At 75.4% G+C, this 13,966-nt stretch carries 10 protein-coding genes; 3 read left to right on the top strand and 7 right to left on the bottom strand.

Annotated elements, in window-relative coordinates:
* Nucleotides 1-28: 28 nt before the first annotated feature.
* Nucleotides 29-691 carry a thiaminase II/PqqC family protein gene (locus AC0HI0_RS13825; RefSeq protein ID WP_480932743.1) on the top strand — a complete coding sequence of 221 codons (663 nt, stop codon included), beginning with the start codon at nt 29-31 and terminating at the stop codon, nt 689-691.
* 175 nt (nt 692-866) lie between these two features.
* Here the strand turns inward: AC0HI0_RS13825 and AC0HI0_RS13820 are convergent, their stop codons facing one another.
* The 4 genes from AC0HI0_RS13820 to AC0HI0_RS13805 form a co-directional block, all read right to left on the bottom strand.
* Nucleotides 867-1,019: a hypothetical protein gene (locus tag AC0HI0_RS13820; protein WP_480932742.1), complete on the bottom strand. Its 153-nt coding sequence runs from the start codon at nt 1,017-1,019 to the stop codon at nt 867-869.
* Nucleotides 1,020-1,060: 41 nt separating this feature from the next.
* Nucleotides 1,061-3,130, bottom strand: a complete 2,070-nt coding sequence (locus AC0HI0_RS13815; RefSeq protein WP_480932741.1) for a diguanylate cyclase — start codon at nt 3,128-3,130, stop codon at nt 1,061-1,063.
* Nucleotides 3,131-3,518: 388 nt separating this feature from the next.
* On the bottom strand, nt 3,519-5,900 hold the full coding sequence (locus AC0HI0_RS13810) for an HAD-IC family P-type ATPase (protein WP_480932740.1): 2,382 nt from the start codon (nt 5,898-5,900) through the stop codon (nt 3,519-3,521).
* 240 nt (nt 5,901-6,140) lie between these two features.
* Nucleotides 6,141-6,917 (bottom strand): PP2C family protein-serine/threonine phosphatase, encoded by a 777-nt coding sequence (locus AC0HI0_RS13805; protein ID WP_480932739.1) that lies wholly within the window; start codon nt 6,915-6,917, stop codon nt 6,141-6,143.
* Between the two features lie 114 nt (nt 6,918-7,031).
* Between AC0HI0_RS13805 and AC0HI0_RS13800 the strand changes: the two genes are divergently transcribed.
* Complete coding sequence (locus AC0HI0_RS13800) at nt 7,032-7,583, top strand: hypothetical protein (RefSeq protein ID WP_480932738.1); 552 nt, start codon at nt 7,032-7,034, stop codon at nt 7,581-7,583.
* Nucleotides 7,584-7,595: 12 nt separating this feature from the next.
* On the opposite strand, the gene AC0HI0_RS13795 is transcribed toward AC0HI0_RS13800, so the two are convergent.
* Both AC0HI0_RS13795 and AC0HI0_RS13790 read right to left on the bottom strand, forming a co-directional pair.
* Nucleotides 7,596-8,513 (bottom strand): GAF and ANTAR domain-containing protein, encoded by a 918-nt coding sequence (locus AC0HI0_RS13795; RefSeq protein ID WP_480932737.1) that lies wholly within the window; start codon nt 8,511-8,513, stop codon nt 7,596-7,598.
* Between the two features lie 122 nt (nt 8,514-8,635).
* Nucleotides 8,636-11,272 carry a winged helix-turn-helix domain-containing protein gene (locus AC0HI0_RS13790; protein ID WP_480932736.1) on the bottom strand — a complete coding sequence of 879 codons (2,637 nt, stop codon included), beginning with the start codon at nt 11,270-11,272 and terminating at the stop codon, nt 8,636-8,638.
* 516 nt (nt 11,273-11,788) lie between these two features.
* Here AC0HI0_RS13790 and AC0HI0_RS13785 point away from each other — a divergent pair.
* Nucleotides 11,789-13,279 (top strand): amidase, encoded by a 1,491-nt coding sequence (locus AC0HI0_RS13785; RefSeq protein WP_480932735.1) that lies wholly within the window; start codon nt 11,789-11,791, stop codon nt 13,277-13,279.
* Nucleotides 13,280-13,313: 34 nt separating this feature from the next.
* On the opposite strand, the gene AC0HI0_RS13780 is transcribed toward AC0HI0_RS13785, so the two are convergent.
* The gene (locus tag AC0HI0_RS13780; RefSeq protein WP_480932734.1) at nt 13,314-13,958 is read right to left on the bottom strand and encodes an NUDIX hydrolase; all 645 of its coding nucleotides are present in this window, start codon (nt 13,956-13,958) and stop codon (nt 13,314-13,316) included.
* Between the last annotated feature and the right edge of the window lie 8 nt (nt 13,959-13,966).

The raw sequence follows: 13,966 nt of genomic DNA, 5'->3' as shown, positions 1-13,966 counted from the left end.
TGCCACGGTGTGCAGGGGAGAGCGAGCGATGACCCACTCGGCGCAGGAACTGCTCGACCGGATCCGGCGGGAAGTCGCGGACGACCACGGCGAGAACCGGTTCGTCCCGCTGATCACGGCGGGCCGGGTGCCCGTCGCGGTGGTCGGCGCGCTGGCCGCCGAGGAGAGCCGGATCGTGCCGGGGGACTGGCGCGCCTTCCTCACCCTGGCCGCCCGCGCCGACGAGCCCGCCGGGCGCGGCTTCTTCACCAGCCTGTCCCAGGGCGAAGCCCTCGCCCTGCCGCTGCTGACCCCGCTCGCGGCGGCCGCCGGGTTCGACCAGGACGCGGTGCGCGCCTACCGGCCGAAGCCGGGCTGCCAGGCGTACGCGGCCTACGTGGCGTGGCTGGCGCTCAACGCGGAGCCCGCCGTCGCGGCGGTGGCGATGCTGACGAACTTCGCCGCGTTCGGCGAGTACTGCGCGGCGATCGCGACGGCGCTGCGCGACCACTACGGCTTCGACGAGGACGCCCGCGCGTTCTTCGACTTCTTCGGCACACCCGCGCCCGAGCTGGAGCAGCAGGGGTTGGCGGCGGTGCAGGCCGGGATCGACGCGGGGGTGTCGTTCCACGGGGCGATCGAGTTCGTGCGCCTGCTCCAGGGCTACGAGTTGATGTTCTGGAACACGCTGGCCGACCTGAGCGCGAGCTAGGGCCATCGCGACCCGCTTCGACCAGACCGCCGTGCCCTACCGAGGCGTGATCGACCTGGCCACGCTTACCATCGGGCTTGAGGACAGGCCCTGGCACCTCCGGCCGGCTCCGGCACCGCGCGAACTCCGGTCGCCCACGGGCGCCGTGCCGTCGGTCCGGCCGCCGGTGATCGTCCTACTTCTCGGAAGTGGTCCGGCCATTCCCGTCCAAGGCGGTCAGGTCCGGGGTGCTCGACACCTGGAGCGAGCCGGTCCCGGTGGAGCCGTCCCACTGCGCCTCGGCCACGGTGTCCGGCGCGCGCCGAACCGCCCTGACCCGTCGACCCACCGAGCCGATCACCCCGGGTCGACGTTCCGCGCCACCCGGCGCTAGCCCACGACCCGGCCCGCGGTGGGCGAATCGATCCGGCCCGCCGCGTGCAGGTCCAGGAACAGGTCCACGACGTCCGGGTCGTAGCGCGAACCGCGCCCGGCGCGCAGTTCGTCGCGGGCCGCCTCGACGGTCAGCGCGCGGCGGTGCGGCCGGTCGGTCAGCATCGCCGCCCACACGTCGCACACCGCGACCAGCCGCGCCTCCCAGCGGATCGCGCCGCCCGCCAGGCCCTGCGGGTAGCCGCTGCCGTCGTAGCGCTCGTGGTGCTGCCGGATCGCCTGCGCCACCGGGTAGAAACCCGGCACGGTGTCGGCCAGCCGGAAGCCGTGGTCGGCGTGCGCGCGCATCAGCTGCCACTCCTCGCGGTCCAGCGCGGACGGCTTGGTCAGCACCGCCTCCGGCACCACGATCTTGCCGATGTCGTGCAGCCGGCCCGCCAGGCCCGCGACCTTCACGGCGTGCTCGTCGTGGCCCAGTTCGGCCGCGAGCAGGCGGCTCCACCGGCCGACCGCGCGGCTGTTGTGCGGCGCGGACAGCTTCACGTCCACCTGGTCGGCCACCCGGCACAGGTGGTCGAGCATCGTCGGGTCGCAGTCGGGCCGGACCGCGCCGACCACCGCGCGGTCCCGGCCGGACAGCTTGGCCGCGTACAGCGAGCGGTCGGCGGCGGCGATCACCTCGGCCGGGTCGCCGGCGTGCTCGGGGTAGCAGGCCGCGCCGACCGAGACCGTCGCGGTGAGCCACACCGGGCCGCTCACCTCGATCGGGCTGCCCGCCACGCGGTCGCGCAACCGCTGCGCGATGGCGGCCAGCTCGGCCGGGCTCGCACCGGGCACCAGCAGTGCGAACTCCTCGCCGCCGTAGCGCGCCACCACGTCGCCGGCCCGCGCCGCGCGGCGCAGCCGGTCCGCGATCTCCACCAGCACCTGGTCGCCCGCCGGGTGGCCGTGCCCGTCGTTGATGGACTTGAACCGGTCGACGTCGGCGATGAACACCGCCACCGAACCGCCCGCGCGGCGGGCCCGCTCGACCTCGATCGGGAGCTGGGCGACGAAGAACCGCCGGGTGTGCAGGCCGGTCAGCGCGTCGGTGATGGCCAGCCGCCGCTGGTCCGCCACCAGCACCGCCAGGCGCGCGATCACCAGCACGAACAGCATCGCGCACGCCGCCGCGACCACCGGGATGTCGTGGAAGTTGCCGGTCGCGTGCTGCACGACCAGCATCGCGGGCGCGGTGAGGGCGGCGGCGCACAGCGCGGCGATCCGGCCGGGCCCCAGCACGTTCTCGCGCACCGCGGTCGGCTCCGCGACGGCGGACCGGGTGGGGTGCAGCGCCGCCGCGCCCAGCGCCAGGTTGCCGCCCAGCCAGATCGCGTCCAGGAAGTTGCCCGCGTGGTAGGTGCCGTTGAGCTGCTGCACCACGTAGAGCGTGTCGGCGGTGAGGATGGCCAGCAGGTTGACCGCGAGCAGCGCGAACGAACCGGACTTCTTGCCGGTGCCCAGGAACAGCCGGATCGCCACGGCGAGCATCGCCAGGTCCATCACCGGGTAGGCGACCGAGGCCGCGGTCACCAGCCCCGGCTGGTCGAGGCGGGCGCGCGGGCCGATCAGGTACAGCCACGACAGCATCGCGGCGACCACCGCCAGCACCGAGGCGTCCAGCGCGCTCTGCACGTCGCGGCCGGGCGTGCGGCGGCGGATGAGCAGCAGCAGCGCGGCCACCGCGAGCGGGTAGTGGCCGAGGTAGAACACGTCGGCCAGGGACGGGTAGCCGGTCAGGCCGAGCAGGTAGTGGTTGATGTAGAAGGTGCAGTCCGCGATCGAGTACACGACCTGGCTCAACCCGAGCAGCAGCCACGGCAGCCGGGCGGCGGTGCGCAGCCGCAGCGCCGTCCACAGCACGGCGATCGCCGCCGACGTGCTGGTCAGGCAGTACATGACGACGCGGGCGGCGACGCCGAAGCCCTCCCGGGGGATGGCGTAGTAGCAGGCGATCGCCACCAGCCCGGCGGTGAGGTAACCGAGCCAGGCCCTGCCCGAGGTCGGGCGGGGGCCGTTCGCACTCATCGATGAACTCCGCGGTGTCGCCTGGGTGGTGGTGGTCGGCCTGGCACGGCAGCGGCGGCGCCCACCGTCGTTGGATCATGCCGTACCCGCTGGATGTGGGGAAAGCGAGGTCGACTGGTCCATTCGTGTCAACCGGATCGGCCGCGATTGTCGTCCGTTCGGTTGTTCGTCCAGGTCGAAGGCCCACGTCGGGCATTTTTGGCGATGATTCCTCACCTTGTCCAGAAATTCCGGGTGAGCGGGAAAGCGCCTGATCTATTGGCGGAATATTCCACTCTATAGCTTCAGTGTGGAGTGAAAGTTTGCTGTGACGGGTCTGCCGCGCGGTCGGTGGTGGCGCACCGCCGCAGCCCCCGGGAAGAGGGCTGCGGCGGCACGGCCCGGCGGGTTACGCGGTCGTGGCGTCCTGGACCGGGCGGAGGATGACCCGCCCGATGATCTCCACGAGCAGCGCCGCGGCTGCGCCGATGGCGGCACCGACGACCAGGCGCTGCGGCGTCACGTCGAGCAGGAAGATGCCGTTGCCGAGCACCGGGATGGCGAGGATGAGCGCGAACGCGCCCGCGAGCGCGGCGATCAGCGCGATCTTCCAGGCGGTGAACGGCCGGGCGAGCAGCGAGAGCGTCCAGAGCGAGGCGATGGCGACCACGATCGTGGCCACCGTCTGGGCGGCCGGGCGCCCGGCGTCGGGTTCGAGACCCCGGATGGTGAGGTAGCCGGCGAACGCGGCCAGGCCGATCACCGCGCCGGTCGGCACCGCGAGGCGCAGCACGCGGCCCAGGAAGCCGGGGACGTAGCGGCGGCGGTTGGGCGCGAGGGCGAGGATGAAGCCCGGGATGCCGATGGTGGTGGCCGAGATCAGGGTCAGCTGGATCGGGGCCAGCGGGTAGGCCAGCGAGGTGGCGACCACGATCAGCGCGAGGACGAGCGAGTAGACGTTCTTGACCAGGAACAGGTTCGCGGCCCGTTCGATGTTGGCGATCACCCGGCGGCCCTCGGCGACCACGTCGGGCAGGTGCGCGAACCGGCTGTCGAGCAGGACGAGCTGGGCGACCGCGCGGGTGGCGGCGGCCCCGTTGCCCATCGCGACGCCGATGTCGGAGTCCTTGAGCGCCATGGCGTCGTTGACGCCGTCGCCGGTCATCGCCACGACGTGGCCGCGCCGTTGCAGCGCGCCGACGATGGCGCGCTTCTGCTGGGGCGTGACGCGGCCGAACACGGCGTTGTGCTCCAGCACGTCGGCGAGTTCGTCGGGGTCCTCGGGCAGGGTGCGGGCGTCGACGGCCTCGGTGGCGTGGCTGATGCCGGGCAGCCCGACCTGGACGGCGACCGCGCCGACGGTGCGCGGGTTGTCGCCGGAGATCACCTTGAGCGCGACGCCCTGCTCGGTGAAGTAGCGCAGGGTGTCGGCGGCGTCGTCGCGGATGTGCTCGGCGAGCACGACCAGCGCGCGGGCGGTGAGGCCGGCGGGCAGGTCGGTGCCGTCGACCGGCGAGGGGGTGTGCGCGAGGACCAGCACGCGGCGTCCTTCGCCGGCGATGTCGGCGGCGGTGGCCAGCAGCGGGTTGTCGCCGGGGTCGGCGAACACCATCTCGGGCGCGCCGAGCACCCACGTGCCGTGACCCTCGGCGACGACGGCGGACCACTTGCGGGCGGAGGAGAACGGGATGCCGCCGGCGTTGGTCCACGCGGGATCGGTGAACTCGGCGGCCAGCGCGGTGGAGGTGGCGTTGGCGTCGGGGGCCGCCGCGCACAGGGCGAGCGCCTCGCGGACGTCCGGGTCGTCGTCCTGGGCGGTGACCAGCCGGTCGAACACGATGTCGCCGTGGGTGAGCGTGCCGGTCTTGTCCAGGCACACGGTGTCCACGCGCGCCAGCACCTCGACGGCGGGCAGCTCCTGGACCAGGGTCTGCTTGCGGGCCAGGGAGATCGCGGCGATCATGAACGCGAGGCTGGTCAGCAGCACCAGACCTTCGGGGACCATGCCGACGAGCGCGGCGACCGCGCCGGTGGCGGCGTCCTGCCAGCCGTCGGTGTCCGGGACGCGGAACTGGCTCCACAGCAGCAGCGGCGCGACCACGAGCATCATCAGCGAGATCCAGCGCAGCAGCTTGTTCGTGCCCGCGACCAGTTCGGAGCGCACGACGGTGAACTGGCGGGCCTCGGCGGTGAGCCGGGTGGCGTAGGCGTCCGCGCCGACGTGCGTGGCCTGGAACCGGCCGGTGCCGGCGACCACGATCGAGCCGGAGCGGACCTCGTCGCCGATCCCCTTGTGGATCGGGTCGGACTCGCCGGTGAGCAGCGACTCGTCGATCTCCAGCCCGGTCGAGGCGGTGACCGTGCCGTCGGCGACGACCTGGTCGCCGGTGCGCAGCTCGACGAGGTCGTCGGCGACGACGCCGGCCACCTCGATCTCGGAGGTGGTGCCGTCGCGCACCACGCGGGCGTGCGGCGCGTTGAGCACGGCGAGCCGGTCGAGGGTGCGCTTGGCGCGCAGCTCCTGGAACACGCCGATGGCCGTGTTGGCGACGATCACCAGCCCGAACAGGCCGTTCTGCCAGCGCCCGGTGGTGAGGATGACGATGAACAGGGCGAGCAGCAGGCCGTTGAACGGGGTGACGACGTTGGCCCGGATGATCTGGGCCGTGCTGCGGCTGGTCTGCGCGCCGACCGCGTTCGTCCGGCCGTCGGCGACCCGTTCGGCGACCTGGGCACTGGTCAGACCCCCTTCCCGGGCGTCTGCTGCGACCAGCGCGGAACTCTCGGACATCCCCACCTCCACCAACCTGTGCTGCGGGCCATCCTGCCCTCGGGGAGGTGATAGCGCCCGGCCGGGTGGGTGTGTCGGCGGATGCCGCCGATGACTTCGGGGTGCGGGCCGGCGGCGGCGCGCGGCCACCCGGCCCGGGATGACCGGTTCGGTGCGCGGTGTCCGGGTCGGGTGGCCGTGTCGCGGGCCGGTATCGGCGGGCTGTCGAGGGAGCTGTGGGGAGGGTCGCCCGATCGGGGTTCAGCGCAGGTCGGCGACCGCCGCTGCGGCGTTGTCGGTGCCGCCCGCGTCCATCGCGGCGGCGACCAGCAGCCGGGCCGCCTCCGCCGGGTCGCCCGGGGCGCCGCCGATCCGGGCGATCGCCTCGGCGTCGAGCACGGTGTGCACCCCGTTGGTGAGCAGCACGAGCCGGCCCGCGCCGCGCGGTCCGGCGGCGTAGCCGGGCACGCCCTTGCGCCCGGTCGTGGTGACCACCCGGTCCAGGCCCGGGTTGGCGTGCACGCCGCGTTCCCTCAGGTACTGGCCGATCGTGTGGTCGGCGGTGAGCGGCACGGCGGGGCCGCGCCCGGCCGGGGTGTCCGGCACCAGGGGCACCCAGTACGCCCGGCAGTCGCCGACCCACACCACCGACCAGCCGTGCGCGCGGTCGCCCGCCGCGACCGCGTACGTCGTGTCGCCCGCGTGGGCGTCGGTCACCGGGATCACGGCCGTCGCCTGGTCGGGGAGCCTGCTGATCGGCACGGTCGGGCTGGTCCGGGCCAGGGCGTGGCGCACCGCCGGCGGGACACCGGCCACGTCCGCGCCCCACCCCTCGTCCACCGCGACCTCCGCGGCGAGCCGGGCGGCCTGCGCCGCTTCGGGGGTGTCGCCGACGCCGTCCGCGACGGCGATCGCGAACCGGCTCCCGGCGGTGCGCGCGGCGGCGGCGTCGGCGGGCTCCCGCCGCCTGCCCTGGGCGGTGGCCCAGCCGGTGGTCGGGACCTCGGGTCGACGGACCAGGTGGTCGAGGACGGTCATGGCGGCCCTCCGATGCGCGGCGACTGTGCTCTGCCTCCGATGGTCCGTTCGCATGCTGAGGGCAGCCTGTGCGTTCGCTGACAGTCGCCCTTGGTTTCCTGCGATCATGCGCGGGTGGATCTCCTGCCCCTGGACGGACGTGTCGGGCACGTCGCCGGTATCGAGTCGTTGACGGTCGACGGCCGTCGCTACTACTTCGGGTTCGACTACGGCAGCGACCTGGTGGTCTCGCCGCTGGTGGACGACCCGGCGGCGATGGCCGCCTTCGCGGCCCGCCACCTGGCGCAGACCGACGGGCCGCACGACGAGCAGTACTGGGCGGACCTCGTGGCGTACGCGGACTCCGGGTCGGCGCTGACCGGCGATCCCGCGCTCGCCGCGTTCGACTCGGCGGGCCTGCGCGCCGAGTCGCCCGGCTACCACCTGCGCTACCTGCTGGGCGCGGCGAGCGGGTGGGACGACTCGCTGTTCGAGGACGCCGAGGTGGTCGCCGCGCTGCGCCGCCTCGGCCTGGACCCGGACGGCGACTGGAACGCGGTGGACCGCTGCCTCGACCTCACCGGGCCGGACGCCGAACTGGTCGTCGGCCGCTACCTGGCGCACTTGGCCGCCGCGGTGCCGGGCAACTGGCGGACGGTGTTCGCGCCCCTGCTCGACCGCGCCTGATCGCGGCCGGCCTCAGCGGCGTTCGGCGGCCACCGCCGAGGTGACGCCGGCGGCCAGGTCGCCGACCAGACCCGCGCCGTCGGTGGCGGGCTCGTCGAGGTCGGCCCGGGGCGCGTCCCGGTCGTCCTCGTCGTGGGCGTGCGGGACCGGTGCGGCGGGGCGGTCCGGGTCGGGGCCGATCGCGGTCCAGAGTTCCCGGGCGATCCGCCGCGCCTTCGGTTCGCCCACCGCGCGCGCCCCGAACGGGCACGGGCGGTCCACCACCTCGTCCACCAGTTCCGCCGCGACCGCCGGCAGCGCGGCACCGGCGCGCTCGCTGACCTCGTGCAGCAGCGCCCACGCGGTGTCCGCGTCGGTGCGGCAGCGGGCCATCACGATGCCTTTGGCCTGTTCCACCAGGTCCCGCCGGCGCAGCACGGCCAGCACCCGCCGGGTGCGCTCCTCGGTGCCGGTGGCGGCCGACACGGTGGCGATCGCCGCCGCCAGCAGCCGCTCGTACCGGGACAGCACGTCCAGGGTGGCGTCGTCGGGCGGCCGGGCGGCGTAGGCGGTGATCACGACCAGGCCGCCGTCGTCGCGCAGGCCGGGCACCGCCGTCGCGCCGCGCACCTCCCGCAGCGCGCCGCGCCGCCGGGGGAACATCCGGCACGCCCGGTCCAGGTCGAGCTTCGGCCACCGGGGGTCGTGCCACAGGTCGGTGGCGACCACGGGCTTGCCGCGCGCGGCGGCGTCCCTGGTCGGTCCGCAGAGCACCCGGGACTGCACGTCCTGGATCGCGCCGCCCGCGCCGTGCCCGGCGAGCACCACCGGCCGGTGGTGCGGCCGGGACGGATACAGCACGGCGATGTCGGCGCCCACCAGGCCGGGCACTTCCCGGCGCAGGCCGCGCACCACCGCCGCCAACACGTCGTCGAGCCGGAACGAGTCCATGGTTCCTCCTTCGCGTCACGGTCGACACGTACCGTCCTCGGCCCGCGCACCACCGCGCCTCGCCCACCGCGGGTGACCGGACGTGCGCGGCGCGTGGTCGGGACCTCGTCGTCCCGACGCGCTCAGAGGAGGCCGCGCTGCCGCGCCACGACCACGGCGTCGCGCCGCTGGCTGACGCCCAACTTGCGGTAGATGCCGCGCAGGTGGGTCTTCACGGTGTTGACCGACACGTACATCGAGTCGGCGATCTCCTCGGTGGTGCGCATCGAGGGCAGTTCCACCAGCAGGTCCAGCTCGCGGTTGGTCAGCGGGTCCACGTGCCCGGACGCCTGCGCGGGCAGCGCGGGCATCACCGAACCGGCGAACCGGTCCAGCCGCCCGAACCGGCCGACGCCCACGCCCAGCAGGTCGCGCACCGGCGCGCCCGCGTTGACGAACGGCCGCACCACGCCGATCGGCTCGGCCAGGGCGAGCGCCTTCGCCAGCGCCTCGTGCGCCCGGTGCCGGTCGCCGGCCCGGTCCACCAGCACCGCCTCCAGCAGCCACGCGTCGACCGGCGTGGTGGCCGCGACGGTCCGCAGTTCCCCGCGCAGCAACGGTTCCAGCAGCCGGCGCGCCTGCCCGGAGCGCGCCCGGTGCGCCTGCACGACCGCCTGCAGCAGGGCCGTCTCGCCGCCCGCGCCCAGCGCGGCGGACGCCCGTTCGGCGAGTTCGACGGCCCAGCCGAGTTCGCCGACCCGCAAGGCCATCCGCTGCGCGGTGGGCGCGACGTAGGCCAGCAGGGGAGCGGCCACCGACCGGTCGTCCACCGCGCCCCACCGCCCGCGCAGCTTCGCCACCACGGCGTGCGGGTCGTCGGCGTCGTCGAACGCCACCACCGCGTGCAGGCTCAGCGCCGCGAGCGCGGTGGTCGTGTCCGCGCCCTCCGGCAGGTGGTCGACGGCCAGCCGGGCGAACCGCGCGGCCCGTTCCCGGTCGTAGCGCAGGTGGCTGCGCAGCCCCAGCAGGACGTAGGCCATCACCACCGCCGGCCGGCCCGCCCAGCGGCGTTCGGCGGCGAACTCGACCGCGCGCCGGGCCCGTTCCTCGACCAGCGGCAGCTCGCCCCGGGCCGCCGCGATCACCGCCAACTGCACTTGGCAGTGCAGCGCCGCGTAGTCCAGGCCGCCGCGCAGCGCCAGGTCCAGGGCCCGGCGCAGGCCCTCCTCGGCGGAGGTGTGCGCGCCGCGCCGCAGGGTGGCGACGCCGTGGCTGAGCAGCGCCAGCACGTCCAGGTCGCCGTCGCCGCTGCGGCCCACCGGCGGGCGGCCCAGCCCGTCCTGCGCGGGCGGCGGGTCCGGGAACCGGCCGCGCTGCACCAGGACCCCGGCGTGGAAGGCGCGCAGCACCTCCGAGCGCAGCAGCCGGGGCGAGTCGTCCATCCGCTCCAGCGCCCGGTCGGCCGCCGGCACGTCGCACTCCTCCAGCGCGGCGGTCGCGGCGACCAGCGCCACGCCCGGTCGGGCCAGCAGGTGGCCGGGCAGCCTGCCGAGCAGCTCGTGCAGCCGGTCGCCGTCGCCGCGCAGCACCACGCCCAGGCCGGTCTGCTCGACCAGGTCGCCCGCCAGGTCCCGGTGGTCGGCGGACAGCGCGTGCTCCAGCGCGGTCAGCGGCCGGCCGTGGTCGCGGTGCCACTCGGCGGCCACCCGGTGCAGCCGGCGCCGCGCCGACGGCCGGGTACGGGCCAGCTCGCCGCCCAGGAACGCGCGCAGCACCGGGTGCACCCGGTACCACTGGCCGGGCTCGTCGACCCGGCTGACCAGGGCGTTGGCCCGGTCCAGCCGGTCGAGGATCTCGCCGGAGTCGCACCGGTCGGACAGCGCGGTCGCCAGGTCCGGGGTGACCGCGTCGCACACGCTGGTGGACAGCAGGAACCGGCGCACGTGCTCGGGGTGGTGGTCGAGCACCTCCTCGTTGAGGTAGTCGGCCACGGTCCGGTCGTCGGCCGGGAACGCCGGGCGGCCCCGGGTGGTCAGCGACATCGCGGCCAGCCGCAGGCCGACCGCCCACCCCTCGGTGTGCCGCAGCAGCACGTCCAGCTCGTCTGGGGCCAGCTCGATGCCGTGGTTGCCCAGCAGCACCGCCGCCTCCGCCGCGGTGAACGCCAGTTCCACCGCGTGCACCTCGCGCAGCCGGCCCTCCACGCGCAGCCGGGACAGGTGCAGCGGCGGCGGGGTGCGCGAGGCGATCACCAGCCGCAGCCGGTCGGGGGTGTGCCGGGCCAGCAGCGCCAGGCCGCGCACCGCGTCCGGCCCGGTCAGCTCGTGGGCGTCGTCCAGCACCAGGCAGACCGGGGCGGTGACGGTGTCGGACGCGGCGATCAGCGATTCCGGGAAGCCGTCGCCGGCGGCGGGCAGGCCCGCGCAGCCGGCCGCCGCCAACGCCTCGCGCACCGCCGACCACAGGTGGGCCGGCTCGTTGTCGTGCGCGTCCAGCGTCACCCACGCCGGGAACGGCGCGAGCGGGTCGACGGCCCGCCGCTCGGCGAGTCTGCGGGCCCACAACGCCAGCAGCGTCGTCTTGCCCGCTCCCGCCGGCGCGCACACCACGGTCAGCGGCGGCGGTCGGTGCGCGCCCGAGGTGTGCTCGTCGAGCGCGTCGAGCAGCCGGTCGCGGGGGACCGGCGCGGGTGCGGTGGCGGGCGCCCGCAGCTTCGGCGGCGCGACCGGCGGCGAGGCCGGGGCCGCGTCGGGCGCTGCGGTGTGCTCGTGTTCCGGCATGGTCTGTCGTCTCCTGATTCGACGCTGCACCGCGGCCCCGGGGGCGCGGCCCGAAGGCGGTCGGGTCGCGGGTCCCGGGGCGGGGAACCGCGCGGTGCCAAGGGGAAGAGGGATCCGGCGGCCGCGGTCGTGGCCCCGGAGCCGGGCGAGGGTGCGTGGTGTCGCATGTGGACTCCTCTCGTCCGGGCGGTGTCGATCGTGGTCGTCCACCTGCGGCTGATCTTCAACCGAACCGGGTGGCCGGCCCGGCCGGCATCACCCTCCTCAGGTGAGGCACGGCCGCGCCCCGGCTGGTGGGCTCGATCCCGAACCGACTCGGCGGCGGGGCGCGCAACCCCCGCCGCCCGCCCCCGGAGGCCCGTCGCGCCGACCGGCGACACGGCCGCGGCGAGCCTGACCACCTCGCCGCGCGCCGCCGTCGCGACGGGCCTCCGTCCACGTCACCCGGAATCCGGACCGCACGCACCGACCAATGGCGGGTTTACCGCCGCCGGAGACAGGTCTGGACTGGAGCCCATGCGATCACTGCTCGCGGCGGCGCTCGCCGTGCTCCTCGTCGCGCCGCCCGCCCAGGCCGCGCCGGTCCTGGACCTGGACGCGGCCACCATCCCGCAGCTGGTCCGCCGGATGGACGCGGGCACCCTGACCTCCGTCGACCTGACCAGGGCCTACCTGCGCCGGATCCACGACGTGGACGGCGAGGTCCGGTCCGTGCTCGCGCTCGACCCCACCGCGCTCGACCAGGCCGCGGCCAGCGACCGGCGGCGCGCGAAGGGCCACCCGCGCGGCCCGCTGGACGGCATCCCCGTGCTGCTGAAGGACAACATCGACACCAAGGGCCTGGCGAGCACCGCCGGGTCGCGCGCGCTGGGCGTGCCGCCGCGCCAGGACGCCGAGCTGGTCACCCGGCTGCGCGACGCGGGCGCGGTGATCCTCGGCAAGGCGAACCTGTCGGAGTGGGCCAACTTCCGGTCCACGCGCTCCACGTCCGGCTGGTCGGCGGTGGGCGGCCAGACCAACAACCCGCACGTGCTGGACCGCAACCCGTGCGGCTCGTCCTCGGGCTCCGGCGCGGCGGTCGCCGCCTCGCTGGCCCAGGTCGCGGTCGGCACCGAGACCGACGGGTCCATCGTCTGCCCGGCCGGGCAGAACGGCGTGGTCGGCCTCAAGCCGACGCTCGGCGTGGTCAGCGGCCGGGGAGTGGTGCCGCTGTCGACGCGGCAGGACACCGCCGGGCCGATGGCGCGGCACGTGGTGGACGCCGCGATCCTGCTGTCCGCGCTGGGCGGCGGCGACTACGCCACGGCCGTCTCGGCGGCCGGGAACACGCTGCGCGGCGCGCGCATCGGCGTGTGGCGCAGGACCGGCGCGAGCCCGGAAGCGGACCAGGTCGTGCAGCGGTCGGTCGAGGCGCTGCGGCGGGCCGGGGCGACCGTGGTCGACGTGGAACTGCCCTACCAGGACCGGATCGACGCGGTCGAGTTCCCGGCGCTGACCGTCGAGTTCAAGCACGACCTGGAGCGGTACCTGGCCACCCGGCCCGGCCGGTTCCGGACGGTGGCCGACCTGATCGCGTTCAACGAGCGGGACCCGGTCGAGCTGAGCCGGTTCGGCCAGGAGCTGTTCCTGGCGGCCCGCGACGCGCCGCCGCCGACCGACCCGGCCTACCAGGAGCAGCGCCGCACCGCGACCACGCTGGCCCGGCGGTCGATCGACGAGGTGCTGGCCGGGCAGCGCCTGGACGTGATCATGGCGCCGACCAACTCGCCGGCCTGGAAGACCGACTACGCCGCCGGCGACGCCTACGTGCTGGGCACCTCGACCCCGGCCGCGGCGGCGGGCTACCCGAACGCCTCGGTGCCGGCGGGCTTCGCCGGGCCGCTGCCGATCGGCGTGTCCTTCATGGCGGGCCACCGCGCCGACGCGAAGGTCCTGCGGTTCGCGGCGGCGTTCGAACAGCTCACCCACGCCCGCCGGGCGCCCCGCTACCTGCCCACCCTGCCCTGACCCCGACCACCGGCCGACCTCGCCGGGAGCGGGGTCAGCCGGTGGGCCTCCAGCGCCAGACCAGCGGCGGCCGGCCGCCCTTGGGCAGCGCCGCCGCGTGCTGCTCGGTGCGCTCCAGGCCGGGCACGCGGTCCATCGTGCGGCCCAGGTTGGCCGGGTAGGGCCGGTCGCCGGTCAACGCCTCGGTCACGTCGAGGGCCTGCGCGGTGGTGAACTCCCGCCCCAGCAGGCCCGCGGTGAACGGCACGTCCCGCCACAGCCGGTCGGCCAGCATCGGCCGGCAGTCCGCGACGATCCGGTCGTGGTCGAACGCCAGCGCCGGCACCGCGTCCAGCCGCGCCCAGGTCGGGCCCGCCGCCGACGCCTCGGGGTTCACCGCCGCCCACAGCGCGATCGACAGCGTCGGCCCGCGCGGGTCGCGCGAGGGCTCGTCGAAGGTCGCCAACTGCCCGGTCGCGGTCACCGCCGACCCGTCCACGCCCAGCTTGCCGGTCACCGCCCGCAGCGCCGCGTCGCGCAGCCGCTCACCGCGCCCCAGCAGCACACCCGGCAGCGCCAAGGCCCCGGCGAACGGGTCGGCCTCGCGCGGCGCGACGGCCAGCAGCACGGTCCGCGCCCGCGCGTCGAACCGCAGGGTGAGCACGTCCACCGACACCAACGTCGACTCGATCCTCGCCATGCGCGGGA

It is taken from the genome of Saccharothrix sp. NBAS 001, from assembly GCF_056640475.1.
Note: the sequence above shows the minus strand (reverse complement) of the source record. Positions and strands in the feature narration are given on the sequence as shown.

Bases quoted from the DNA above. Each gene is read 5' to 3' on its own strand.
- AC0HI0_RS13810 (WP_480932740.1), bottom strand. From the start codon at position 5,900: ATGTCCGAGAGTTCCGCGCTGGTCGCAGCAGACGCCCGGGAAGGGGGT.
- AC0HI0_RS13815 (WP_480932741.1), bottom strand. From the start codon at position 3,130: ATGAGTGCGAACGGCCCCCGCCCGACCTCGGGCAGGGCCTGGCTCGGT.
- AC0HI0_RS13785 (WP_480932735.1), top strand. From the start codon at position 11,789: ATGCGATCACTGCTCGCGGCGGCGCTCGCCGTGCTCCTCGTCGCGCCG.
- AC0HI0_RS13780 (WP_480932734.1), bottom strand. From the start codon at position 13,958: ATGGCGAGGATCGAGTCGACGTTGGTGTCGGTGGACGTGCTCACCCTG.
- AC0HI0_RS13790 (WP_480932736.1), bottom strand. From the start codon at position 11,272: ATGCCGGAACACGAGCACACCGCAGCGCCCGACGCGGCCCCGGCCTCG.
- AC0HI0_RS13805 (WP_480932739.1), bottom strand. From the start codon at position 6,917: ATGACCGTCCTCGACCACCTGGTCCGTCGACCCGAGGTCCCGACCACC.
- AC0HI0_RS13825 (WP_480932743.1), top strand. From the start codon at position 29: ATGACCCACTCGGCGCAGGAACTGCTCGACCGGATCCGGCGGGAAGTC.
- AC0HI0_RS13795 (WP_480932737.1), bottom strand. From the start codon at position 8,513: ATGGACTCGTTCCGGCTCGACGACGTGTTGGCGGCGGTGGTGCGCGGC.